Raw genomic sequence first — 25397 nt, 5'->3', positions numbered from 1 at the left:
GCGTCAGCGAAGGAGACACCGCCTTAGTGGATATCAACGAAGAAGGAAAAGTCATCGTTCAACCCGCCAAAGATCGGGAATTACTAACACCTGCGGTTTAATAAATCCGCGTAGGGTGGGCAATTGCCCACCCTACATAACTAACTACATAACTAACACCTGCGGTTTAATAAATCCTCGTAGTAGCGCGATCGCCATTAATGAATAAACCAGGGATTTTTTCTAGTAATAAGCTTTGCAGGCGATCGCGCAAATCGGCAATTTTTGCCTCATCTTTGGTCATTTCTAACTGTCGCAGTTCACAAGCTTCTCCTAACCCGACTATTCCGGGAAAATTCAGAGTTCCTGACCGGATTCTTGTTTGATCTCCGCCACCAAAAATTATCGGTTCTAAGTGAGTTCCTTTTCTGACGATTAAAGCCCCAGAACCTTTAGATCCCTATAATTTATGGGCAGAGATGGCTAAATAAGTGATATTAGAGGCGACAAAATTAGTCGGGATTTTTCCTACAGTTTGGGAGGCATCACAGAGAAAAGGGATATTATATTTCCCAATCTCTAATATAGGGTAAATATTGCCGATTTCATTATTGGCGGCCATGACGCAGAGTAGAGAAATACCGCTGCGACAGATTTGTTCAATTTCGTCTAAATCTAATCGACCCTTTTGGTCAATTGACAGATAAATAATTTCCGCTAATCCTTTTTTAGCTAATGCATTACAAGTATCTAAAACCGCTTTATGTCCAACCGGAGAAACGGCAATGCGCGGCGGTTTAGATTGTTGGTAATTTACCGATAAAATATGCCCTTGAATCGCTAGATTAATGCTTTCTTGTGCTCCAGAGGTAAAGATAATTTCTTTGGGTTTAGCGTTGACTAACTGGGCGATTTGTTGGGCGGCTTTTTAATCCCTTGTTCGGCTTCATCTCCATAGCTATGTGCTGCTGGCATTTCCATAAGCGGTGGTCATGTAATGTAGCATCAGGTTGGCTACTCTGGGGTCAACGGGAGTTGTAGAGTGATAGTCGAGATAAATTGGCTGAGATTTTACGATCATATTCGCTTCGGTTGATTGTTTAAATTAAGTCGCTATTATTTTAATAGTTTAGCGTAAATTTTATTAATTAATAAATGTTAATTTAATCTCAATTTATTAAAATATATGCATTACTAAATGTAAAAGATTAATCCGACTATTTCAGGAGGAGATTATGCAACCAACAAATCAGCAGGATATGGGTAAAGTTTTTACAACTCTGACAATTATTAATCGCCCTGACCAAATGCTGACCAAATTTTGGCCGAAGCTGGGGTAAAAACCGCAGATCAAGTGCGATCGCTGACCTTAGAAAATGTCTTAGTTGATACCGGGGCAACGACTTTATGTTTACCCCCAGAGGCGATCGCGCAATTAGGCTTAAAAATCCTCAAAGAAGTCGATGTCGCTACGGCAATGGGGATTGATAAAGCCCGCATTTTCCAAGATGCAAAAATATCCATATTTGACCGAGAAGGAACTTTTGAGTGTTTGGAGTTACCGGGAGGACATGACCCGCTTTTGGGGGTAATTCCTTTAGAATCTTTGGGGTTAGAAGTTGACTTAAATCGTCAAGTATTGAAGCCGTTGCCGATTAGCCCCACGGAAACCTATTTAACAATTTTGTAAACATCAAGAAACCGGGTTTTCCGTTGCTTTTGCAACAATATCGAGGTTTAAAGAAGAAACCCGGTTTCTGAATTAGGGGCGATCGCGCTTCAACTACGCAACCAATCAAGCAACAAAGAAACCGGGTTATCCGTTGCTTTTGCCACAATAACCAAGATGTAAATAAGCCTGCCCCCATGCAGCCTGCCCCCGTGAAGACGGGGGAATGCAGGGGAAACCCGGTTTTTGCTACCCCAGATTATGCTATTGTCTGTTTCTCATCTTTGTCTTTAGACTTCAAATACCAATACAAATTAGCCACGGTAATATCGGAGATTTCCTGCCAGTTAGATGCAGCCAGGGCTCGATATCCGTGATGGGGCGATCGCGCAGAAATATAGCTTTCGTAGTTCTGCCGCGCTTGGGGATTAATGGTAAATTTCAGATGGTCGCGCAAAGCCAGAAAATGAGATGTATTTTTCAACTGTTCATATTGAGTTTGTTCGATTAGTTCATTGTTTTGTTCGATTAGTTCATTGTTTGGAGATGCGGCTAAGGTTTCTTGCGGGCTTTCCTCGGTATTTACCAGATTTTTAATTGCTTCTAATTCTTCTTTCGGTGCGGTTTTCAAATAATCCACTTGAGCGTGCCACCCAGCGATCGCGGGTAAATCTTGAGTGTGAATTCGCATCAGTTCAGGATAAATAAAATCAACTTCTTCCTCGGTTTCACAACAAGACAAGATATCCCATGTATCTTGATAAATATTGTCCCGCAACTGCTGCATTTGACTACTCGCTGCCCCAAACTCACCTTTCCAGATAAAAATCATCGCCATTGCTTGTTCCATTTGCCATGCACATTCATGCCGTCTTAGTCGCCCCGGAGCATTTGTGTTTTGATTGTATATTTGAGGATTTTTGTAGTCAGCTAAAACTTGAGTTAAATTTCCGTATATGTTTGCCAAGTTACTCAGGCGAGAATGACTATCTTGGATTTCTAAAATATTTTTAAGACTACGAATACTTTGCTGAAATCGCCCATAAGCTTGATCTAATATGGTGCGGTGCATCTTAAATTCAACATCCTGCGCCACTTGATCGATTCTTTGTTTGATATCCTCCGACTCTGAACTAATTTTATCTAAAACTTGATCGATTTTTAAATCGATTTTTTGGAGACTTTCTCTAATTTTCAGAGTTTGATATAAATTTACGCCAGATAAAGCGACTCCGGCAAAAGTCCCCACCCCAATCACCGCCGTTGTCCCCTGCAACACTGCTACACTCTTCTGCAAAGTATCCAGCATTTGATAGGTTTTTTGGAATCCCAGGTGAGTTTGAACCATCTGAATTGGCCCCATGATCAGTTGAGCAGGAGCGGCGATCGATTCCAGGGAAAATCCGGCGGTAGCTTTGGCTATCTCGACCATTCGACCTGTGGTGACATCTCGCAATATCGGTAATAACGTTCCATCTGCTGTATGTGCTTGCACTAGCTTGCCTGCGTGGAGCAAAGCTTGACTGGCTGCGCTGAAATAGTAGTTCATTGTTTTTGCTTTTGAGTCTACATATTGGCTAATTCTTATTGTATTATAGATCGATAGTTATTCCGACTATGCTTTTAATACAATGACTACCAATCCCCTCATCCCTATCCGTAAAATTACGGAATCACTGCGTCAAGTTCAAGCGGAGCCTGCACAGCCTGAAGTTTCCTCAGAGTTAAAAGTATATGCCCAAGAAATTGATGAATCGCTGCGTCCTGTCTTAAAAATATTCCAGGAATCAATCAGTCAAATCCAAGAGAGTTTATCGGTTAGCTTTGAAAAAATAAATCTGGCTAGAGAAACTTGGAAAGCTAAACAAAGAATCTGTGAAATTAATCCCCTAGAGATTTGGGAGGAAATTGGCAAGGTTAGTGGGTTTATTCAAAAAATTAAATTAGAAAAAAGCCGATTAAGAATTCTCACAGTAGATGCCGTGAAAACCAAATGTAATTCTCAATTTATTCTCATCAAAGATCAATACTTAAAAGACTCTCAAGGAAGTCCTAAGTCTTTATCTGTGTTCGATATCCCTAAATTGCAAAATAAAATTACTGAGGCGATCGCCGAGATTTCTCTATTTTGTTCTCAGATAATCCTGGAGCGATTACAGGAAATTTTCGATTTATACGATCGCGGAATTAATCGGCAAAAAATTACTGAATATCTATTTTGGGAGGATCCGAAAAGCCAAGAAAAATTTCAAGCTAGTTTAAATTTAGCGGAACGTGAATTAAATGCATCTTGGGAAAATCATAGTGACATTATTAAAGTCTATTTAAGCAAGTTTGAAAAAGAGGCTATCGACAAGTTTAAATCCATGAAGAAATCAATTTCGCAAAAAAATACACAAATTGAAGCTTACGATCGCTTTGAGCAAGAGGTTTATCAACTCATTTCACAAACCATTGAATCGATATTTGACGAACGAGTAGAAATCACCACAGTGATTTTAGACGATGTTTTATCGTTTTATGATTACTTGCTGGAACAACAGCAAAGATATAGTCAAGAGTCCCCAGAAATGATCAAAGCTGAGAAAGATTGGATTGATACTCAAGAAGATCGACTCAAGCAAAGTTCAAACCAAATGTCTGAAATGATCGATATTTGTAATATTTTATTGAATTAGTTTGATTATTGCCGATATCTGGCAGATACCGGGTTTCTTAAAGCAACCCGGTATCTAGCCATCCTTTGACCCGCTAACCAGCTAGTTGTCCAAGCATTTAGCTGCATTTGAAATTCGGGATTTTGCACCAAATGCCGCCCCCGAATTCGCAGCATTTCCCCGACCATAATATTAGCATCTACGACTAATTTCATAATTTTATCTAACTCCGATCGCCGGCTTCAAATCTTAAATTTCGGATGAATCGGTAATAAGCTGCGAATTTTCTTCAAATGGAAAAGGTTGACTAGGATCTAAAGCATCAATTAAAGCTTCTCGATCGATCCCACTTTCTGCTACAGCTTGAGCCAAAACTTGATCCAACCGCTCCCAAACAGCATCGACTTCAACTGGCTGTAAAGATGCCGGGTAAAAATATCCCAGCAACTTGCCATTATGCTCTACAGACAGAGCCTCGTTATTTGCTAATAGCACTTGTTCTGATAACTGGTTTAATTTGATATTTTTCATGGTGTACCTATTTTTTTACCAATTCCATAATTTATCTGTAATTTAACTAGATAAATTTTAACATATAAGTAGGTGAACATAATTAATTGCACTTTTCGTTCCTCGCCGATAGGCTTTGGATTCCCGCCTTCGCGGGAATGACAGTTTTTTTTCTCATGGGGTCTGTGGTGCATTTATTTCTGCCCGTAAACTTATAATAGCGGTTTTTATTGGATTACAGATTTTTTGTGGATTCCCACCTGCGCGGGAATGACAGGTTTTTTTGTACTTCATAACCCTGAAAAGTGCTATATCTGGCAGATACCGGGTTTCTTTAAGAAACCCGGTATCTAGCCATCCTAATTTGCCATCCCTTGCCCCGCTAACCAGCTAGTTGTCCAAGCACTTTGGAAATTGAAACCCCCGGTAATTCCATCAATATCTAAGATTTCTCCCGCAAAAAATAGACCGGGACAACGGCGACTTTCCATTGTTTTAAACTCGACTTCTTTTAAAGAAATGCCCCCACAGGTGACAAATTCTTCTTTAAATTCACCTTTGCCGACGATTTGATAGCGACTTTGAGTTAGTTCGGTGATTAATTGATTAATTCCTTTATTAGATAACTCTGACCAACGCTTTTCATGGTCAATTTCCGTCACATTAAGCAGCCTTTCCCAGAGACGACGGGGAACGGGAAAAGGGCAACTGGTAGCGATCGCTTTTCGGGGAAGTTGCGATCGCACCGCTTGCATTTGTTCTTGCAAAACTTCTAGCTTATATTCCGGCAACCAATTAATCATCAGGGGCGTATCATATCGGCGATCGTGGAGAAATCTCGCCCCCCAAGCGGAAAGTTTCAACACTGCCGGACCACTAAGTCCCCAATGCGTAATCAACACTGGGCCAGTTTGTTCTAATTTCGCCTCTGGCAAGCGGACTCGCGCTGTTTTCACCGCCACTCCCGCCAAATCTTCCAATCTGGCATCCCGAATTTTAAAAGTAAATAAAGAAGGAACTGGCGGTTCAATAGTATGACCCAAAGATTTAGCGATCTGATAGCCCCGTGGACTGCTACCTGTCGCCAGCAAAAGTTTGTCACATTCCAACATTTCCCCAGATTTTAACTCGATTTCAAACCCAGGGTTTTTGTCCCTAGGATACACCGCCATCACCGGGCTTTCTGTCCGCAGTTCCACCCCCGCATCCTTTGCCGCAGTTAACAAACAATTCACCACCGTGGCAGAATTATCGGTAATCGGAAACATCCGCCCATCAGCTTCGGTTTTCAGTTCCACCCCCTGCTGGTTCAGCCAAGCCACCATATCTTTAGGCTGAAACCGGGTAAATGCCCCCCGTAACGCTTTGCCCCCTCTGGGATAATTTTGGGCTAAAACTGCCGGTTCAAAGCAAGCATGGGTGACATTGCAACGACCTCCACCAGAAATCCGCACTTTAGTCAGGGGTTGCCGTCCTGCCTCTAATAAAATTACATTCGCTTTTGGGTTGGCTTGTGTACAGGCGTTCGCGCCAAAAAAGCCAGCCGCCCCCCCGCCAATTACCACAACTTGTAAACGATTTAAACTCATTTGAACTGACTCCGATATTTGTTGGTTTACATATTTGTTTACATATTTGTTTACATATTTGTTTACATATTTGTTTCTGTAAGCAACTCATTAATATTAACCCAAAAATACCCATTACTGGATTGTTATAAACCTAAAAATGACCTTTTTGGGCAAGATATTCAGAAATTTTCCTGATGGCATCACGAATCGCCTGATCGGAATATACCCCATCATCAATCACTGTTAAAATATATTTATTTCCCGAAATTTCCATCGCTAAAGTGGTGCCAATGACCCAGGAATTTTGCCCGGTTTTTTCCCCCAACCACTTGGCAGAGGAACCTTTTAATGCGGCAAATCCTAATTCGCGATCGTGTTGTAGCCCAAATAGAGAAATTAATCTATCATCTCCAGGATGCTGACGATTATAAATTTGCACCATCATTTCCGTCAGTTCATTGGTCGTTGAAGTATTTAACTTTTCTCCAGCATCATCAGGGATGAAAATATCCCCAATAAATTTAGCATACACACGGGTGGCTCGGTAGCCGCGACTTTCTAACACTTGGTTAATATAATTTCTGCTTAAGTAGTCTATCAGTTGATTGGGAGCAATATTACTGCTGTTGACAATCATTTCCAATAATAATTTACCCAGGGGATATTTTCTTTCTACTTTTAAATCGGAGGCATCTTCGGTAAAGTTACCTTTACTGATATAAATCTGGTTATTCAGAGGAATCTTTTGCCGATTCACTTGATCTAAAAGAGTGACGGCGATCGGTACTTTCATTAAACTGGCTAAACTGATTGGGATTTGGTTTCCTCGGAGGTGCGAACAGGTTCTCTGGAGATTACAAACGGTAATCTTCACTTTGGTTGATAAGCCACTTGTTTGGGCAATTTGATCTAATATCTTAGAATTAGAATACTTAGAATTAGAATACTTAGAATTAGAATACTTAGAATTAGAATACTTAGAATTAGAATATTCCGGAAATACCACAGATTTTTTGTCTGATGGCTTGGTTTCCACCGCAGAATTTATGGCCAAAAAGTTTTGCCCGAACTGGGAGCCGAAAATCAGGTAAGCCACTAACCCAATTATACTAGAAGCGAAACCACAGCCAATCAGAAAACCTAAACAGTGCGTCCAGGTAAAAAAAGTAACAGGTTTCAGGAGAGAACCGACCGATCCGGAAATCCGGTTCTGAGATAACATATTAATGACAGTCTCAATTTTAGCTATTCTCTTGATATATTAAAGATTAAAATACAAATCGGTCAAGGTTTTTGTCCAGATTTTTTGAGATTTTTTTGGCGATTTTTCGGTCATCTTGCGGCGGAAATTGTCTGCAAGCCTTCATTTATGGGCATTCTTGAGGCAATCGGCTGGCAGTGATTGCCTCTAAAAGCTTTAGACAGCCAAAATTTACCATAAATCTAGCTGGAAATATGCCGGGAAGATGAGAAGGTTGTTGAGAACTGAGAACCCGCGACGCGATCGCTGCCCGATCTAGTGATTTGCCAGAAATTACTTATTATGTCATAATGAGGTCAGGGACGATCGGGTAAGAACGAGACTCAAACCATCGAGTAAAGTCAATGGAAATCCCGCTTTTTCAAAAATGGGAAAACCTTCGATAAAAGCATAAGTTATTTCCCAGAAAAATCCAGAAAAATATTATGATATTTCGTTGGTTTGACAAAAAATATCATAGCCGATTGTTGATGAATTTTGATCGGCAAAATAATATTCAGTAATAATCATGCATAGCTGGAGGTAAATTTTATGAATTCAGAGTTGAATATTAATGGGGTTTTAGCTTCAGTTTTGCTGAATGATGAGGAAGAGGACGATCCTGATATCAGAAGCATTGACGAGTTAGAAAGTGCGAACGATTTGTTTGATAATAACTTCATTAATCCAAGCAATTTTGCCCCAGCCAATAATTTCATTGATGAAGATTTATCAGTATTGATGTCTAATAGTGATGGCGATCGCGACAATCCTGAAACCGGATCTAGAACGAATAATAATCAATATTTCGCAGATGAGGATTATTTTTGGGATTCACCCGTTCAAACTAGCGTGGTAGAGAGTCAACAATCATTCAACCCCGAACTTTTTGAGAGACAGGGCATTGATATTCCAGGGCTGAACGAGGATCCTGTGGCCAACAATCTTATGAGCGATCGTCAAATCACCGAGGTTTCTGAAAATGATGTTTCAGGCAGTTCAGTCGTAGATCCAGATTTTTTTGGGGACTTAAATGAGGATTTTTTTGGAGATTCAGACATATTAAACTTCACCAGAGATTCTCAAGTAAATGAAACAGAAAAGGAATCTGTTGGTGACAATAGTTCTGAAAAAGAGCAAACCACCTCTGGGAATCAGCAAAATATTCAGGAAAATATTGAGGAAAATATCGATCCCCTGACTGGCGCTCCTTTCAATGATTTTTTAGCGGATCCCAACGTTCAAGAAAACTTATTAGCCTATTTTAATGAGCAGTGGTATCGGCAGCAAAATCCCGATGTGGATGCGGCGATCGCTCAAGGATTCTTGAAAAGTGGTCTAGAGCACTTTATTTTATTTGGCCAAAAAGAAGGTCGTCCGAGTAACCCATTTTTTGATGAAACGGATTATTTGACTCAAAATCCTGATGTTAATCAGGCAGTAATATCCGGGTTTTTTCAATCTGGAGTAGAGCACTTTCTCATACATGGCTTAGATGAAGGACGCAACCCAGGCCCAGGATTTGATAGCAATTTCTATCTGAATCAAAATCCTGATGTGGCTCAAGCAATTCAAAATGGGGCTTTTGATAGTGCCTTTGAGCATTTTTTGCTGTTTGGTCAGCGTGAAGGACGGATCTCAACGGGTGAGACATAGCAATCCTATTTAAGTTGTAATATTTTGGGAAATTTAACCCATATCGTAGGGGTATTTTATGAATTACCCCTACCAAAACCTCTAAACGGATTGCTATATAATTATAGCAATTGTCATGGTCATGAAGTACAAAAAACCTGTCATTCCCGCAGGGATTAAAACCCCCCTTGGCTAATAGGGAAAATCATCACCACAAAGACACAAAGGAACACAAAGGCGACATATTCTCTGTGTTTCTCTGTGTCTCTGTGGTAAAAAATCATCACCACCGTAAAAACTTAGGCTTCCGTGTCCCGACAGAGACAGAGAGAATTATTTTAGTTTGATAAGGCAAGAACGCGATCGTATAGTTGGGGACTAATCCGAAATCCCGCTTGTTTTACCAGATCATCCATGAGAGTTTGTACTCTAGGAATTAAGCCTCTTTGTTTAGGGATCATCAAAATACCCAATATGCCAATTACAGATAGTCCCAGTTTCAAGGCTTCTCTGCGTCCGAGTCGTTCATCAATTAGCAAATCATCTGCAATTAATTCAATGGTTATCGATAAAGGTGATGTGTCGCTGACGACAATCATAACCAACCTCGATCGCGCAAATGCTGAATATCTTCTTCAAATTCTTCCACATCATAATGAATACAAATGCCTCGACTCGCTAAAAGCTGCTGAAATTCAATGGGGTGCATTCTGGCAATTTTGCTGCCTCGACCCAGGGTAATCAGTTCTTGTTGAAATAGCGCGATTCTCGTTCCGAGACGCTGCGCGATCGCAATTTCTCTTAACCAGTCAGCATCACTTAATTGACTTGCTTGGGCGATCGCCTCATCAGAAATTTCTAGAGTTATTTGCATTGCGTCCCTCGTCTATTTTATATTGCTTTATATTGCTTTATATTGCTTATTTCTTAGCCTATCGCCAATACCTTGTAGGCTGACACGGATTTCCATTATATTTTTATAAGATTATTTTGCCAGAAATAGGGAAAATTGTCAATAGGGGCAAAGCGTATAGCTTACCCGGATGCTGCTTCGCGTCTACGGCATCGAAATTACCGCGCAGATATTTTTAGGAAAAATAGACAAATTTTAGCCGCGAATAAAAAAGCCCTCACTTGAAACCAAATTCTAAGCAATAAGTTATTTCCCGGAATGCTTTGCCCCTAAAAAATTATACCAAATTATACCATTTACAAAAATTCATGCAATTTGGGCGCGGCGGAAAAACGCCCAAATAAGCCTTGGAATGGTAGCAAAATTTTAAAAAATTGGTATCAAATTTTGGTGTGTTTTGGCGGAGAGAACCCCCCAGCAAGAAGCGTAAGTCCGGTAAAAAGGCTAATATGAGATTGGTTTATCGATCATAAATCAGATGATATTGCGACAATTTCCGGCAAAGTTTCTCTGGGGGGCAGCCACTGCTGCTTATCAAATTGAAGGGGCATGGAATGAAGATGGTAAGGGTGAAAGTATTTGGGATCGATTTGTTCACCAACCTCAGCGGATTTTAAATGGGGATACGGGGGATATCGCCTGCGATCATTATCATCAAATGCCGGAAGATGTGGCCCTGATGCAAGAATTGGGGCTGCAATCTTATCGTTTTTCGGTTTCTTGGCCACGAGTGCTGCCCGAAGGACGAGGAATGGTGAACCAGAAGGGATTAGATTTTTATGACCAGTTGGTCGATCGCCTATTGGATGCGGGGATTGTGCCGAATGTGACTCTGAACCATTGGGACCTGCCCCAAGCATTGCAAGATTTGGGTGGCTGGCCCAATCGGGATTGTACGGATTGGTTTGCAGACTATGCCGGGGTGGTGTTCGATCGCCTCGGAGATCGGGTGGCGCTGTGGTGTACCCATAATGAACCGGGGATTATTGCGTTTTTGGGCCACGCTTACGGGGTTTTTGCCCCAGGAATTGCGGACTATTCTCAAGCGTACCAAACCGCCCATCATTTGCTGCTGTCCCACGGCAAAGCGGTGCAGCTATTTCGCCAAGGGGGATATGCGGGGGAAATTGGCATTGTTCTCAGTGTGTCCCATTATGAACCGGCCAGCGATCGCCCGGAAGATGTTGCTGCCTGCGATCGCGCTGATCAAAATGGCACCGCTTTATTTATGGATCCGCTGTTCAAGGGTCACTATCCAGAAATGTTATGGAATTGGATCGGTACTCATCAGCCAAAAATTCACGATGGGGACTTAGAAATCATTCGTCAACCCATTGATTTTTTAGGGGCAAATTATTATTTTACCGAGGGGATCGCCTTTAAACCCTGGGGCGGTTTGCTGAAACTGGAGACGACGCCAATTTCCGCATCCGGTTGGGGCAAAACGGAGATGGGCTGGGGAATTAATCCCGCTGGGTTTACCAAAATTCTGCGGAATTTTCAAGAAAATTATGGCAATCCGAAAATGTACATTACGGAAAACGGTTGTGCCATCAAAGATATTCCCAATGCGGAGGGATATGTGTGCGATCGCCAAAGAATTATGTTCATACAAGAACATTTAATCGCGATCCATGATGCGATTCAAGGGGGCGCGAACGTGAATGGTTATTATGTCTGGACATTAATGGATAACTTTGAATGGGCGCATGGTTTTTTCCCGCGCTTTGGACTGGTTAGAATAGACCCGCAAACGGGCAAACGCATTCCTAAAGAAAGTGCTTTTTGGTATCGGGAGGCGATCGCGAAAAATGGCGTTTAATGCAGTATAATCCACCAGGGGCGAAGCATTCCGGGAATAAACTGAAGCTTTTAACCAGAAATATCTGCGGTCATGCTTCGTTCCTACGGATATTTGTGGTTCACTAATCTGAAAATATAAAAACTGGGGGCTTTGCGCGAATCAAAGCACTCGTGTCTAATGTGATAAATAAAATGTGATAAATAAGATGTAATCTCAGCCGCATATGTGGTGTTGATACCTATGAACCAGCAACATGAGCCTAACTCCCAAACTGACAATTCTCAGCCGTCCCCGGCACCAATTTCCGACCCATCTAGGAATGATGAAAAAGTAGGAGAGATTCGCGAATCGCCCCTAGGATGGAAAAATCGCCTAAGTGGGATTTGGCATAACTCCACTGACCGAATTAAACAACTTTTTCCCGTGGGCAAAGCCGCTGCCCAAAAACTGTTGCAATCAATTTTACAATCATTAACAGTCAGTGAAGCAGAAATTGCCGAAATTTTAGAGAAAGTTAGGGCAGAATTACCAACTACAGAAGCGACGTTAATTGGCAAACCCCAAGCGGGAAAAAGTTCGATTGTCCGGGGACTAACCGGGGTTTCCTCAGAAATTGTCGGTCAAGGTTTTCGTCCCCACACCCAACATACTCAACGCTATGCTTATCCTTCTAATGACCTGCCGTTGCTGATTTTTACTGATACGGTCGGACTCGGTGATGTGAGTCAAAATACAGAAGAGATTATTCAAGAATTAGTGGGAGATTTGCAACAACCTAGTCAGCGGGCAAAAATTTTAATCGTCACGGTAAAAATTAACGATTTTGCCACAAATACTCTAAAAAAAATTGTGCAGCAATTGCGACAATTTGATGCAAATATTCCTTGTTTGCTGGTGGTTACTTGCCTCCATGAAATTTATCCCCCGGAAGTTGATAATCATCCGATTTATCCCCCGGAAGATCCAGAAATACAGCGAGCATTTGCTAGTTTGCAAGAGGCTTTTGGTAACTTGTGCGATCGCGCTATTTTAATTGACTTTACTTTAGAAGAAGACGGTTACACTCCGGTATTTTATGGCCTAGAAAATCTCCGAGATACCTTGGCGGAAATGCTGCCAAAAGCTGAAGCCCAAGCGATTTATCAACTATTAGATGAAAATGCCAGCAAACAGTTAGGCAATCTTTACCGAGATGTCGGTCGGCGCTATATTTTGGCCTTTTCCGTGATGGCGGCCACCCTAGCAGCAGTCCCCCTGCCTTTTGCCACCATGCCCGTATTGACCGCATTGCAAGTGTCAATGGTGGGTTTATTGGGCAAATTGTACGGCCAAACCTTGACCCCATCTCAAGCGGGAGGGGTGGTCAGCGCGATCGCTGGGGGATTTTTAGCCCAAGCAGTAGGACGAGAATTGGTGAAATTTGTCCCGGTACTTGGTAGTGCGATCGCTGCTTCTTGGGCTGCTGCTTACACCTGGGCATTAGGGGAAGGGGCTTGTGTCTATTTCGGTGATTTAATGGGGGGCAAAAAACCCGATCCCCAGAAAATTCAACTAGCCATGCAAGAAGCATTTAAAGCCGCCCAAGAACGGTTTAAAAAAAATTAACCGTCAACAAAATTAACCGCAATACTCAAAAAAATGTGCAAACAAATAAAAACCGGGTTTGGCTGAAAAACCCGGTTTTTGAAGATTAAAGTTTAAGATTACTCAGATTAAGAATTGTTCCCAGGTCGTCAATAATACTTTACTTCTGTTTCTGGCTGAAGTTCAGGCATGGCAAAATTAGAAGGATCGTAAATAAACCGATGAATTTCTTCTTCTAGCCTGTTAACTAGATAGGCTTCGATCGTATTGGTCTGTCGCAATGCAGCTAAATAGCCGTCTAAATACATTCGCATATCGTCATAACGATAGCCCCGATTCCATAATTCTACGAGGGCGTCAGAAAGTTTTTGGTAGTGACGGATAGTTGCGGTATCTTGTAGCATGGTAGCCTCTTAAGATTGGGTAGATATAAAATTAGAAGTGGATTTTTATCAACGGGGATCGGTAGGTTTATTTCTGGTTGAACATCTTCAGAGATTGTTCAAATGAGAGTGATTTCCTCGAACCCAAATTTAACAGCTTGCAGGGGTTGGCGTAGCCTACCGTAGGTAATCGCCGATGGCATTGAGAATGCTAAAATAGATTAGCTAAGTGATAAATTGAATCAATGAACTTGACTCAAAAGACGAAAAAATTCTCAAAATTGTTCGCTGTCAAGCTCAAACATAGCCGTCGATCGCTCTAAGGATTTAAAACATTGGGCTTAGTCTCCTGTAGCCATCGCTTTGGGTAACTTTTTCCACAAAACTCGTCTGAAAAAACGAGAACCTTAAAAGATATCAGCAGCAGCGATCCAGGTTATGAAAATGCTCTGGTCTGAACGATCGCATTTACAGCGAATATACACAGCGAATCTACAATGATCCGTACCCGAATTGTTGAGCCAAGGAGAGTGGATCGTCATCAAGAGGCATCAATTGTAAGCTGTGGCAGAATTTGACCCGGAAATGGCACCCGGAAATGGCACCCGGAAATGGCACCGAGAAATGGGGTTTTCTGGGTATGTTAATCTGTTATACCCATTTTAGCCAGAATTCAGATGAGGCAATCATTAAAGATGGCTATCCCTTTAAAAATGAGCGAATTACCCTAGCTATAGGGTAATTGTTCCCTTAAATACCCCAATCTTACACCAAATATAGAGATGGTGCATTAGTCTTAAGTAGGGGCGATTCGCTTTCTCCTCCCGTAAGGGATTTTCGTGGAGATGGCAGCAAATCGGCGGCGATCGGGGGCAAGAATCCCCGGAAAATCGAGGCGTTTACCGGAGATTGCTCTCTGAATCGGATGGTTACTGATTCTCAAAATTTAAGCCGAAGATCAAGATGAATCTTATGCGTCTTCTGCCAATTATTTAATAATAAATTAAGATTTAGAGTAACAAATGTGACAAAACCTTGACAAAAGCTCTGTTAACGTGAAAATCACTATTTTGCCAAGCGAAAGTCTTGTGTGAGCAACCCTTATGGGAAATTTGCGCCTAGGGAAATATAAACAAAGAGGGTTTTACAGGCAATTTGTCAACCAGCAATGGCGATCGCTCCCATAACCGCGATAAATTGTCTGATATTAAGGGTTTGAAGCATCCGCTCTATCAGCCCAATTCAGAAAAGTTGGGTCAGCACTCTAAAAAACAGGCGCTTGTAATTGATCCTAGGCAGAACCTATTTTCATACAGTAAGGTAAACCCAAGGTTAGTTATGATGTTGCCCATCCAAAGGATCAAGCATACTTGGCCTGTAATTTCTTGAGTTGCCATGAGCGCGAACCAAATCATCGGAGATGACTCAAACACAGTACCCTTTGAATGAAACATCTCTGCGAACTAGCCAGTTCTCAGAAGGCGCAAGTCTTCTGTATAAATAAATTTGTCTAGGTGTACATAGTCGGTCATGCCGACAATTAGGAGGTAGTGGTGGGATCAATTTCTATTTTGATTGTTGAGGGAAATCCTCACCTGCGATCGCTATTAGGTTGGCATTTGCAGCAAGTCGGTTACAGTGTCTATCAAGCCAATGATATCCGGCAGGGACGCGATTTATTTTCCAATCATCAGCCAAATCTGATCGTGCTTGATTCGGAACTTCCCGATGGGGATGGTTTGGAATTTTGTCAGTGGCTGTATCAGCAGCAACAAAGCATGGTTTTAATTTTATCCGCTCGCAATAACGAAGCGGATATTGTCAACGGCTTAAAAGCAGGCGCGGATGATTATCTGAAAAAACCTTTTGGGATGCAAGAATTCCTGGCTCGAGTCGAAGCCCTGGTGCGACGGCAAAAACGCATTGCCCCACCGATTTCGCTGGATTATGGGGATTTGCAAATTGACTTGGTGCATCGTCGGGTTCGCTATAAGGGGGATCTCATCGAACTCACTCCCCAGGAATTTAGCTTGCTTTATGTGTTAGCTCAAGCCGGAGGACTGCCCATGAGTCGTCCAGAACTGCTGCGGAGAGCTTGGCCCGAAGCCATTGATAATCCCCGCACCATAGACACTCATGTCTTGTCGTTGCGAAAGAAAATCGAGATCGATCCTCGGCAACCGAGTTTGATTCAGACGGTGCGAAATGTGGGCTATCGCTTGAATATGGAGATTCTCAGCGATCGCGTCATCTCGAAAGTGGAATCCTTGCAGGTGAATTCCCACGGCCAACAAAAAATGTCCATGCGTCATTTTTCTGAGGTTGGCAGCCGGAATAACCCTCGATAAAAAAGCAAACAAAATATGACGCACTGCTCTTAAGTGTGGGGTTCCACTTCAGCAATCCGGAGTTAATTTCGGGCTTAATACTGAGGTGGATATTTCTATGACTGGGAATCATTGGGATCATTTAATTCCATTCATCCACCGTTTGAGTTTCGGCAATTTTCAGGCTTTGCCGTAATTGGTTCCAGTCCATTTGTGCTGCCAGCACATCTTGAATCAATGATCCTTGTGCTAAATGCAAGACACGGGTGCAATATTGTGCAGCAAATTCTAACTGGTGATTCACCATTAAAATTGTGGTTTGACCATTAGTGGTCAATTCTTTTAAAACTGCTAAAACATGAGCGGAGCGACCCGTATCTAAAGCAGAAGTCGGTTCATCTAATAACAAAATCTGCGGTTGAATCACCCAAGCCCTGCACAAAGCGACCAGTTGACGTTGACCCACCGATAGTTGGGATTCTGTTTTTTCCAACCATTGATCGGGAATGCGCCACTTTTCCAGCCCTAGGGCAAGTGTTTGCTTGATATCGGGAGCCGCCATTCCGCGTAATTTCAACGGATAGGCGATCGCCTCTTTGACCGGCATCCCCAACAGCTTCGACTCTTGAAGTACCAGAGTCACTGAAGTCCGTAAATCCATCACGGGGATCTGGCGGTAATCCCGATTTTTCCAATAAATCGCTCCCGACGTTGGTTCATTCAGCCGATTTAACAACCGTAATAAAGAAGTTTTGCCCGCTCCCGTAGCCCCCACAACCGCAATAAACTCACCCTCCCTAGTCGAGGCATCATCTCTACACACCTCAAAAGAAATATCTTTCAGCAAATAGCTATTGCCGATTTTTGCGGTTAAGCTCACTTGCTCTAAGCGGAGTAAAGAAGAATTCGGAGAACTTGGCAAATTCATAATTTATTTGTTGTTGGTTATTTGTTCTTGGTTCTTGGTTCTTGGTTATTTGTTGTTTGATTCTAGTCAAGAATCACCAATAACTAATAACTAATAACTAATAACTAATAACTAATAACAACCATAGCTTAAATATTGGTTCATATATTATGGGCTATTATGGGCGATCGCCGTGGAAATTGTCCAAACATCCATCAGCAATAACAACAAAGTACAGCCCAACAAAATCAGATACATCCACGGTTGCGCCAAAGGACGGACATCCCTTGTATCAATTCCGGTTTTGGCTTCCACCAGCTTCACCAACTTAGCAAAACCAGCCACCCGCATGGGCAGCAAAAATCCTTTACCCGACTCACTCAAAAAATAGTAAACCAATCCCCCTTGACCTGTGGTGCGAGGTTTCAACTCTTTCACCTCTGCCCAAGGTAGGGACCACCCAGAGCGAAAAAAACGCGGCACCCATTGAGCATAAGTCACCTGAATTCCTTGGTCATCCAAAATCACCCGCTCAGTCAGCGCCCCATACAAAGCCACGGCACCCAATCCTAAGCCCACCCATAACATCCGAGGATCCACGGGCGCGGCGGTGACTTCCGCCAGAAAAGGCAACGGCACCGTTAAAGCCACATACAAAGATAACAGCGTGATTCTAATTAATGGAGAAAGACGGAAAACCGCCGGAAAATCACTGGTCATGGTAGAGATTTCTTGGTTCATTTTCTGAGGATTCACGGGATTAATTGGTTCTTTTGTTGTTTGTTGTTTGTTGTTTGTTGTTTGTTGTTTGTTGGTTGTTGTTTGGGGAACGGGGAACAGTTATCAGGAGCCACTGCGATCTTGGGGTCTCCCCAAGTCTAGCAAGTGGCGTGGAACGGGGAAAGTGAATAGTCGTAGGGGCGAATGGCCATTCGCCCGTACAAAAGTCGTAGGGGCGAATGGCCATTCGCCCGTACAAAAGTCGTAGGGGCGAATGGCCATTCGCCCGTACAAAAGAAGTATCACTATTCACTATTCACCACTGTTGCCTGTTGCCTGTTGCCTGTTGCCTGTTCCCTGTTCCCTGTTTGTTGTTTGTTGTTTGTTGTTTGTTCCCGATCGTTTCATCGGTAGGGTGGGCAAAATTTGCCCACCCTACAAATAACACATAACCAACAACCAACAACCAACAACCAACATTAAGGTAAATATTTCTGTACCACCGTCCAACCAGTCCAGGAAACCCAACTTAAACCGAAAAATAGTAAAGCGTTAATACTGATATGTAGCGGTTTTGCCCAAGGACGTTCTGGGGAAATTTGGCTGGCAGCCCCCGCAGAACATAAGACCAAAGCCACTACCATCAAACCAGCCAGCAAATGTGGGGAATGTCCCAGGTTTCCATAGTGACCCAAAGTGCCGACGATGCCTATGCCCAGCAGTAGTAAGACTAGGGCGACTAGGATCCAGCCGATCGCATAATGAAGCGATCGCACCACTCCGACCCTAATGGGGTTTGGCGGACGGACTGCTGGGGGATTGGCTGCTGTGGGGAATTTTCTCATCCAAAACATCAATCCGCCACTGGCAGCCAACAGAACATAAGCCAACACAGACAAACCCATTGACCAAGCGGCGATTTTCCACAACCAAAGAAAAGAAGGCAGATCCAATGTAAACAAATGTAAAAAAACGATTAACAAACCTACACTAATCATAGCCTGCGGGATTCCTCCTGAGCGAATTCCCGTCGTCAATTTTGAGACGTAGCAGCACAAATTAGACGTAGCAACACAAAAAAAAGAAGAGTCATTGGGGTTTTCCACCAACGACTCTCCTGATTTTTCAAGCTGATTTTTCATTCTTAGGTTGCACAAACAACAATCGTTGAGTTGAGCCACCTATTTTTTTCATTTGTCTTGCTTTAAGGGATATTCAATGAGGAGATGTTTCTCCCAAACCCCAGATTAGTATCAACCTATAATCCCAGTTTTTCGTCACTTAATCATCTAAAATTCAGGTCAATCAAACCTGAAACATCGATGATGACTATTTTAACTAGGACTTTCACTAAAACCTCGGTCAAAAATTTCTCAGCATTCCGGGATTATGAGGAATCAGCGTCCTACTTGACAGCGAATCTACAGCACATCACATCAATAAACCCACAAATTAACTAACAGCTTACCATTTAATCCGCGAAATCACTGTTAGATAAAATTCTGGTGAATGAAGGCTGATTACTGCAAGATCAATCCTGACAAAAATGCGTGACCCTTCAGATTGATCCTGGAATTTTGTCCGATCTTTAGATCTAAATTTTCTTTGATAATTGTCAAGCATCAAAGCTTGATAAAAGATGCACTCAGCAGATGTATCCGTTTCTCGGAGAACGTTCCCGGCACTGGTAGGACTAATCTCAAAACCAAAAAAAACGGTTGATTGGCATCAATCCACCAAGGTTAGAGCCGGTTCCATGAAGGATTCTGCGATCTCTTTTACCTTATTCGGTGTGGCAAAAGGTTTGGAATTATAAAGTGATTTGGCAACGGACTCTAGGGTTTTTTCTGAGTCAGGTTGCTGATGAGCATCATTGGGTCTGCCGATGATTAAGCGATCGCAGGGAATCGTATCTGATAAAATCGCACTAGCCATCATCCCTGTATGAATTTCCAACAAAGCTTCTGGCAACGCTTCAAAAATCAGCCGCTGTCCAGGGAAGACCACGCGCTCAAAATACCAATTAGAAATATTTGTCACGCGAGCAATCTGAATCTTGCTGGTGGCATTCACATAGCAGCAAAGAATGTGATTCGGGCGATCGGATGGAACGGGATCTAGTATTTGAGACATATCTGCACAGGAATCTTTATTGTAAAACCTCTTATCGTATAAAAGAAATAACATTCACCGATCCCGAATCGCTGTAAAGAGGAATACCAACTGCCAATAAATCGGCAAAATTTTTCTCAAAAATCTGAGAATCATTGATTCAAGGATTTTAGGCTTGAGGGATTCTGATAGGGATCATTAGATTTTCTTGTGTTGGCACCGGACGGGGCAAGATACCGGCAAACTCTTGATTAGAGATAGTTTCAGCGATCGCGAGCCTCTGGGGATCTGGAGCGGAAAGCGCCGCCAAAATCATGCTTGTGTCAAGAATAGAGTGGTATTGTTAAGTTATATGAACCGCGCTTTCATAAAACTGTGACAGTTGAGACAGTATGGAAAATCGTATCCTTTACGTTCGCCTTCCGTGTAATCCGATCTTTCCCATTGGGGTGGTCTATCTCTCGGATCATGTCCACAAACTTTTTCCCGAAGTTGAGCAACGCATTTTCGATCTGGGGACTATTCCTCCCCTAGACTTTGGGAAAGCCCTGGATGCTTGCATCGATGAATTTAAACCAACCCTGTTGGTGTTCTCCTGGCGAGATATTCAAATCTACGCCCCAGTGGGAGGACGCGCTGGCAACCCGTTGCAAAACGCTTTTGAGTTCTACTACGCCAAAAACCCCTTGATTAAACTACGGGGAGCCCTGGGAGGCTTAAAAGTCGCCACCGCGTATTATGGGGAACTTTGGCGCAACATTGGCTTGATCAAACGGGGATTGAACCGTTCTCGCCAATATCATCCTGAAGTTCGGGCGGTGGTTGGGGGTGGCGCCGTGAGTGTGTTTTATGAACAGCTAGGGCGAAGCCTGCCAAACGGGACGATTATCTCCGTAGGTGAAGGGGAGGCTCTGTTAGAAAAACTGTTGCGGGGTCAAGATTTGAGTGATGAACGCTGTTATGTGGTGGGAGAAACTCAACCACGCGATCGGCTAATTCACGAACAACCCGCCAACATTGAAAAAAGCGCCTGTAACTACGACTATATCGAAAGCATCTGGCCAGAATTCCCCTATTACTTCCAAGAAGAAGACTTCTATATTGGCGTCCAAACCAAGCGCGGTTGTCCCCATAACTGCTGTTACTGCATTTACACCGTCATTGAAGGCAAACAAGTCCGCATTAACCCTGCGGATGAAGTAGTCAAAGAAATCCGCCAATTATATGACCGAGGTATCCGTAACTTCTGGTTTACCGATGCTCAATTTATCCCCGCCCGTCGATTTATTGATGATGCGGTGGAACTGCTGCAAAAAATCATCGATGCGGGGATGGATGATATCCACTGGGCTGCCTATATCCGCGCTGACAACCTGACGCCCGAATTGTGTGATCTGATGGTCAAAACGGGGATGAATTATTTTGAGATTGGCATTACCAGTGGTTCTCAAGAATTGGTGCGAAAAATGCGGATGGGCTATAACTTACGGGTGGTCTTGGAAAACTGCCGCGACCTAAAAGCCGCTGGATTTAATGACTTAGTTTCCGTCAATTACTCGTTTAATGTGATTGATGAAACCTTTGAAACTATTCGCCAAACCATCGCCTATCATCGCGAACTGGAACGAATTTTTGGGGCTGATAAAGTTGAACCAGCGATTTTCTTTATTGGGTTACAACCCCATACCCATTTAGAGGAATACGCTTTCAAAAACGATATGATCAAACCGGGTTACAATCCAATGAGTTTAATGCCTTGGACAGCCCGGAAATTACTCTGGAATCCTGAACCGTTAGGGTCTTTCTTTGGGGAAGTTTGTCTGGAAGCTTGGCGCCGAAATCCCAATGATTTTGGCCGTGAAGTGATGCAAATTCTCGAAGAACGTCTCGGATGTGCAGATTTAGAAGAGGCTTTGTCTGCCCCGATTGAAAGTAAAAATCCGCCTAAACAACTGGTGACTGTTTAATTCCATTATGGTTTTTTTGTAGGGACACGGCACTGCCGTGTCCTTATTTTATTTCCTGATTGATTGGCCATCAAAATTATGGTTTTCACCTCCCAAGATTATTCCGGTGAACCGGGAAAGATTCTATCCCCAAACTTGTCACCAAAATTGTCACCAAAATTAAGCGGTTCGTTCGGTTCGCTGTTGAGTAGTTCCTCAATTAAAGCGGGGGGTGTGGCGGAACGATACGCCCCACAATAAGCCATTGTTTGCACGGCTTTAAATGCCCAATGATTCGCCGGGACATCGCTGTATAGTTGGGGCAAAGTTTCCGCTCTTTCTTGAATACAAGCGTTGAGAATTTCTGCTTTGGTAAGTTCTCCTTGCTGCGGGTTATTTTGTGCCACTGTTTCAGGGTTTTCTGGGGAAATTTGCTCCGATCGCGCAGCGGCGAGGATGCGCGATCGCCCCGGCAAACTACTCCCCACCCAAAGCATCAAACTGATTAAAGGAATAATACTATATTTCATTTTTTTGCCTCTTGATTGCCTATTTTAATAATCAGAAAAAAATCCTGATTAATAATTATTAATCAGTGAAATATGGACTAGGGCTGGATAGAACACAAGGAGCGATCGAACTATTACCAAATTGTCGATAAGTCTAAGACAAAACCGGGTAAAATATTCTCGCCCGATACCGTATCGGGATTATCCAAAATTTCTACCTCTTTATCCGGGTGATAAACTTCTACCTGTCGCTGTTTTCGGTTAATTAACCAACCTAACTGGGCGCCATTGGCCATATATTCTGCCATCTTTTCGCGGGTTTCTGCTAAAGTATCGTTTGGCGACATCAGTTCCACCACAAAATCAGGACATAAAGGGAGAAATTTATCTTGTTCTTCGGGAGTTAAAGCATTCCAACGCTCCATCTTTAACCAAGACGAGTCCGGGGCACGTTTTGCTCCATTGGGAAGTTGAAATCCGCCATTAGAATCAAAGACTTTACCAAGATTATTCTGGCGACTCCAAGCTCTTAATTGATAAGTTAGATCGGCATTGCGATCGCTAGTGGTTCCTCCAGTCGGTGGCATGATAATTAATTCTCCGGTCGCGGTAGCTTCAAATCTTAAATCGTCGTTTTCCTGGCAGAGTTGCCAAAACTGTTCGTCAGTCAGGTTGAGTTTTAGCTCTAATCTTGGGGGTAAACAAATGCCTGCGGTTTCCATGATGTTTTTCTCCTAAAACCCGATATTATCTATTTTAGCTCAATATTTTAGTATTTATATTTTAGGGTGGGCAAAAATCCACACTGAGGAAAGAGAAAAGAGGAAATAGGAAAGAGGAAAATTCTTTTTTCTCTCTTCTCTCTTCTCTATTCTAGGCATTTTTTGCCCACCCGAAGAATGTTAGGGGCTGTTGGATGAATTTTTGTAAATGGTATTATCTATTTTAGATCAATATTTTAGTTCAAAATAATACAGACATATTTGTAAATAGACTTTGCCTTTAACCTTATTCCTCTTCCCTCTTCCCTCTTCCCTCTTCCCTACACCCTACACCCTACACCCTACACCCTACACCCTACACCCTACACCCTACACCCTACACCCTACACCCTACACCCTACACCCTGTTGCCTATTCCTTTGGTAATTTTGCCAAATTACCCTCGCGTCGCCCCACGCCGCATAAACACCGCAATTATACCCAAAAATAAAATACCCATTAATCCGGCGATCGGATTTTTGCCAATTCCCGTCAGCCATTCAGAAACCTGGTCAGAATAAACCACTAACTGACCCGTATTAATAATATAATAACCCCAGACTAAACCGCCATGAAAACCCATCGGCAAACCCAACCGACCTTGACTACTTCTCTTTGCCCAGACTAAGGTCAAACCCAACAACAATAAACCCGGAAAAGCCGGTAAATTTCGCACCATTTCTTCAACAGGTTTGATATAGTGCAAACAGGCAAAAATTGTTGCCGAAGCCCACAGGGATGCGGTCAAACTATAGTCCCGCTGCAACTCAGTCAACAGCCAACCCCGAAATAACAGTTCCTCGGCAAATCCCACCCCCAGAGACACTAAAAAGCCTTCTAAAATTACCTTGGGTAAATTGCTTGGTTCTGGCAACTGCCAGGTTAACCAACCTAACCCGGATTCTAAAAGTAACAAACTCATCACAACCACCAAACCAAAAGCCAAGCCTCTGATTAATTCTTGGCCATTGCGTTTGGTAAATTCCAGCCCTAATGAGTGGAGAAGTTTGGGTTCTTGGTAAACGTGCTTGCCCCAATATTTGACTAGAAAAATAAATTCACCATATAAAATAGCCATTGTCAGGATGCTTTGCCAATTCGGGTCACTGACAAGCCAATAAATGGGGATAGCTAAGGGTGCCCAGAGGCACAGCAGAGTCAGCACAAAAATTGCCAGCCTCAGCGGTGCTGAATATTCACTGAGACTGGTGGAAATAAGTTTCACAGGATTAATGCTTAAATGGTTACTCGTCCGGTTCGATTGTGCTAGTTAGCCCGTGGTTTTTCAAGGTTTCACAGTAGAACTCTGCCGGTTCTAAGGCACAAGTAATTACCAAGGCAAGGCCATTGGTGTGGGCTTCCATCATAATGCTGACCGCTTGGGGCTGAGTCAGACTCGGCACTGTGGTCAACAAGGTTTGTACGACATGCTCCATTGAGTTGAAATCATCGTTATGGAGCAACACCCGATAACGCGGTGCTAACTTCCTGACTGTTGAACGTTTTTCAATGGTTTCAACTGACACGGCTGATAACCTCTTTGGCAAAAATGGACGTTGATGTGATTTATCCTAGTATATATAGTGTGTGGGATTCTACTTGACCAATATTCAGCCGCCCCTGGCTAGTGCCTCAGATATTAGCCGTTGGTCGGTTCGGGTTCTGTAAAAATTTTAGATAAGTTTAGATCAGATTTAAAGAAATCAAGCAAAGATGTGTGCGATCGCCAACTTAGGAACGATGGACTCTGACACCGAAGCTTTTCAACCTTGTCAGATTGTTTGCCTAGAACATCAAAATCGCTGTTTATACGCCGAAATTATTCAAGTTTTGCCATCACGGGGTCGCTTTTGGCTGCGACCCTTGATGCTGGGCATTTGGCCAATTAAGGATGATCTCCGTTTTACCGAACCTCCTCAAGAACTCTACGATCTGCGTCAAGGGGCCGATCTGGTTTGGCCTACTACCGGATTTCGGTTAGCCTGGGACACGGAGGTGATTCCTCTGTTGATGCAGTTGGAAACTTTGGAAAAATCCCCAGATCATCCGATTTTGGCCCATCGTCAACTGAGAGATTTTGTGGATCGAGTTTGGCAAGCCTCCTCTGAACCCGTCTAATATCTACCAATACCAAAAAGGACATGGGAGCGATCGCCATAAAGTGAATAAA

At 42.9% G+C, this 25397-nt stretch carries 25 protein-coding genes and 2 pseudogenes; 8 read left to right on the top strand and 19 right to left on the bottom strand.

Annotated elements, in window-relative coordinates; genetic code table 11:
- Nucleotides 1-166: 166 nt before the first annotated feature.
- Nucleotides 167-892: pseudogene (locus tag AM228_RS31185) on the bottom strand (cysteine desulfurase family protein).
- Nucleotides 893-937: 45 nt separating this feature from the next.
- Complete coding sequence (locus AM228_RS36335; protein ID WP_255353242.1) at nt 938-1060, bottom strand: hypothetical protein; 123 nt, start codon at nt 1058-1060, stop codon at nt 938-940.
- Nucleotides 1061-1214: 154 nt separating this feature from the next.
- On the opposite strand from AM228_RS36335, the pseudogene AM228_RS21760 reads away from it, so the two are divergent.
- Nucleotides 1215-1669: pseudogene (locus AM228_RS21760) on the top strand (retroviral-like aspartic protease family protein).
- 238 nt (nt 1670-1907) lie between these two features.
- Here the strand turns inward: AM228_RS21760 and AM228_RS21755 are convergent.
- Nucleotides 1908-3197 carry a hypothetical protein gene (locus tag AM228_RS21755; RefSeq protein WP_054469046.1) on the bottom strand — a complete coding sequence of 430 codons (1290 nt, stop codon included), beginning with the start codon at nt 3195-3197 and terminating at the stop codon, nt 1908-1910.
- A gap of 82 nt (nt 3198-3279) precedes the next feature.
- Between AM228_RS21755 and AM228_RS21750 the strand changes: the two genes are divergently transcribed.
- Nucleotides 3280-4326, top strand: a complete 1047-nt coding sequence (locus AM228_RS21750) for a hypothetical protein (RefSeq protein ID WP_054469045.1) — start codon at nt 3280-3282, stop codon at nt 4324-4326.
- 5 nt (nt 4327-4331) lie between these two features.
- Here AM228_RS21750 and AM228_RS21745 read toward each other — a convergent pair whose 3' ends face one another.
- The 4 genes from AM228_RS21745 to AM228_RS21730 form a co-directional block, all read right to left on the bottom strand.
- On the bottom strand, nt 4332-4520 hold the full coding sequence (locus tag AM228_RS21745; RefSeq protein ID WP_054469044.1) for a hypothetical protein: 189 nt from the start codon (nt 4518-4520) through the stop codon (nt 4332-4334).
- 34 nt (nt 4521-4554) lie between these two features.
- Nucleotides 4555-4836: a hypothetical protein gene (locus AM228_RS21740; protein ID WP_054469043.1), complete on the bottom strand. Its 282-nt coding sequence runs from the start codon at nt 4834-4836 to the stop codon at nt 4555-4557.
- 338 nt (nt 4837-5174) lie between these two features.
- A complete protein-coding gene (locus tag AM228_RS21735; RefSeq protein WP_054469042.1) occupies nt 5175-6404 on the bottom strand; it encodes an NAD(P)/FAD-dependent oxidoreductase in 1230 nt (409 codons plus the stop codon).
- 133 nt (nt 6405-6537) lie between these two features.
- Nucleotides 6538-7608 carry a serine hydrolase gene (locus AM228_RS21730; protein WP_054469041.1) on the bottom strand — a complete coding sequence of 357 codons (1071 nt, stop codon included), beginning with the start codon at nt 7606-7608 and terminating at the stop codon, nt 6538-6540.
- 570 nt (nt 7609-8178) lie between these two features.
- On the opposite strand from AM228_RS21730, the gene AM228_RS21725 reads away from it, so the two are divergent.
- Complete coding sequence (locus AM228_RS21725; RefSeq protein ID WP_054469040.1) at nt 8179-9282, top strand: hypothetical protein; 1104 nt, start codon at nt 8179-8181, stop codon at nt 9280-9282.
- 317 nt (nt 9283-9599) lie between these two features.
- On the opposite strand, the gene AM228_RS21720 is transcribed toward AM228_RS21725, so the two are convergent.
- Together AM228_RS21720 and AM228_RS21715 are read right to left on the bottom strand one after the other, a co-directional pair.
- Complete coding sequence (locus tag AM228_RS21720) at nt 9600-9860, bottom strand: DUF3368 domain-containing protein (protein ID WP_054469039.1); 261 nt, start codon at nt 9858-9860, stop codon at nt 9600-9602.
- Complete coding sequence (locus tag AM228_RS21715; RefSeq protein WP_054469038.1) at nt 9857-10135, bottom strand: UPF0175 family protein; 279 nt, start codon at nt 10133-10135, stop codon at nt 9857-9859. The genes AM228_RS21720 and AM228_RS21715 overlap by 4 nt, the downstream gene beginning before the upstream one ends.
- A gap of 517 nt (nt 10136-10652) precedes the next feature.
- Between AM228_RS21715 and AM228_RS21710 the strand changes: the two genes are divergently transcribed.
- Both AM228_RS21710 and AM228_RS21705 read left to right on the top strand, forming a co-directional pair.
- Nucleotides 10653-11996, top strand: coding sequence for a GH1 family beta-glucosidase (locus tag AM228_RS21710; RefSeq protein ID WP_054469037.1), 1344 nt, complete (start codon nt 10653-10655; stop codon nt 11994-11996).
- Between the two features lie 222 nt (nt 11997-12218).
- On the top strand, nt 12219-13583 hold the full coding sequence (locus tag AM228_RS21705) for a GTPase family protein (protein WP_054469036.1): 1365 nt from the start codon (nt 12219-12221) through the stop codon (nt 13581-13583).
- Between the two features lie 128 nt (nt 13584-13711).
- On the opposite strand, the gene AM228_RS21700 is transcribed toward AM228_RS21705, so the two are convergent.
- On the bottom strand, nt 13712-13966 hold the full coding sequence (locus AM228_RS21700) for a DUF6761 family protein (protein WP_054469035.1): 255 nt from the start codon (nt 13964-13966) through the stop codon (nt 13712-13714).
- Between the two features lie 1532 nt (nt 13967-15498).
- Between AM228_RS21700 and AM228_RS21695 the strand changes: the two genes are divergently transcribed.
- The gene (locus AM228_RS21695) at nt 15499-16293 is read left to right on the top strand and encodes a response regulator transcription factor (protein WP_082348999.1); all 795 of its coding nucleotides are present in this window, start codon (nt 15499-15501) and stop codon (nt 16291-16293) included.
- 121 nt (nt 16294-16414) lie between these two features.
- On the opposite strand, the gene AM228_RS21690 is transcribed toward AM228_RS21695, so the two are convergent.
- The 5 genes from AM228_RS21690 to AM228_RS21675 form a co-directional block, all read right to left on the bottom strand.
- A complete protein-coding gene (locus AM228_RS21690) occupies nt 16415-17200 on the bottom strand; it encodes an ATP-binding cassette domain-containing protein (RefSeq protein ID WP_054469034.1) in 786 nt (261 codons plus the stop codon).
- A 147-nt stretch (nt 17201-17347) separates the two neighbouring features.
- Nucleotides 17348-17920 (bottom strand): hypothetical protein, encoded by a 573-nt coding sequence (locus tag AM228_RS21685; protein WP_054469033.1) that lies wholly within the window; start codon nt 17918-17920, stop codon nt 17348-17350.
- Between the two features lie 102 nt (nt 17921-18022).
- Entirely contained in the window at nt 18023-18181 is a 159-nt protein-coding gene (locus tag AM228_RS33275; RefSeq protein ID WP_156331962.1) for a hypothetical protein, read from the bottom strand.
- Between the two features lie 197 nt (nt 18182-18378).
- A complete protein-coding gene (locus AM228_RS21680) occupies nt 18379-18852 on the bottom strand; it encodes a DUF4079 domain-containing protein (protein ID WP_054469049.1) in 474 nt (157 codons plus the stop codon).
- 775 nt (nt 18853-19627) lie between these two features.
- Nucleotides 19628-20032: a DUF1830 domain-containing protein gene (locus AM228_RS21675; protein ID WP_054469032.1), complete on the bottom strand. Its 405-nt coding sequence runs from the start codon at nt 20030-20032 to the stop codon at nt 19628-19630.
- A 371-nt stretch (nt 20033-20403) separates the two neighbouring features.
- On the opposite strand from AM228_RS21675, the gene AM228_RS21670 reads away from it, so the two are divergent.
- A complete protein-coding gene (locus AM228_RS21670; protein WP_054469031.1) occupies nt 20404-21978 on the top strand; it encodes a photosystem II high light acclimation radical SAM protein in 1575 nt (524 codons plus the stop codon).
- A gap of 98 nt (nt 21979-22076) precedes the next feature.
- Here AM228_RS21670 and AM228_RS34450 read toward each other — a convergent pair whose 3' ends face one another.
- The 4 genes from AM228_RS34450 to clpS form a co-directional block, all read right to left on the bottom strand.
- Nucleotides 22077-22487, bottom strand: a complete 411-nt coding sequence (locus AM228_RS34450) for an S-layer protein (RefSeq protein WP_190880431.1) — start codon at nt 22485-22487, stop codon at nt 22077-22079.
- Between the two features lie 113 nt (nt 22488-22600).
- Nucleotides 22601-23188 carry a Uma2 family endonuclease gene (locus AM228_RS21660; RefSeq protein ID WP_054469030.1) on the bottom strand — a complete coding sequence of 196 codons (588 nt, stop codon included), beginning with the start codon at nt 23186-23188 and terminating at the stop codon, nt 22601-22603.
- Between the two features lie 436 nt (nt 23189-23624).
- Nucleotides 23625-24452 (bottom strand): CPBP family intramembrane glutamic endopeptidase, encoded by an 828-nt coding sequence (locus tag AM228_RS21655; protein WP_054469029.1) that lies wholly within the window; start codon nt 24450-24452, stop codon nt 23625-23627.
- 19 nt (nt 24453-24471) lie between these two features.
- The gene (gene clpS / locus AM228_RS21650) at nt 24472-24753 is read right to left on the bottom strand and encodes an ATP-dependent Clp protease adapter ClpS (RefSeq protein WP_054469028.1); all 282 of its coding nucleotides are present in this window, start codon (nt 24751-24753) and stop codon (nt 24472-24474) included.
- 187 nt (nt 24754-24940) lie between these two features.
- Here clpS and AM228_RS21645 point away from each other — a divergent pair, with 187 nt between their 5' ends.
- Nucleotides 24941-25345 carry a hypothetical protein gene (locus tag AM228_RS21645; protein ID WP_231636899.1) on the top strand — a complete coding sequence of 135 codons (405 nt, stop codon included), beginning with the start codon at nt 24941-24943 and terminating at the stop codon, nt 25343-25345.
- Nucleotides 25346-25397: the final 52 nt, after the last annotated feature.

It is taken from the genome of Planktothricoides sp. SR001, from assembly GCF_001276715.1.
Taxonomy (GTDB): Bacteria; Cyanobacteriota; Cyanobacteriia; order Cyanobacteriales; family Laspinemataceae; genus Planktothricoides; species Planktothricoides raciborskii.
Note: the sequence above shows the minus strand (reverse complement) of the source record. Positions and strands in the feature narration are given on the sequence as shown.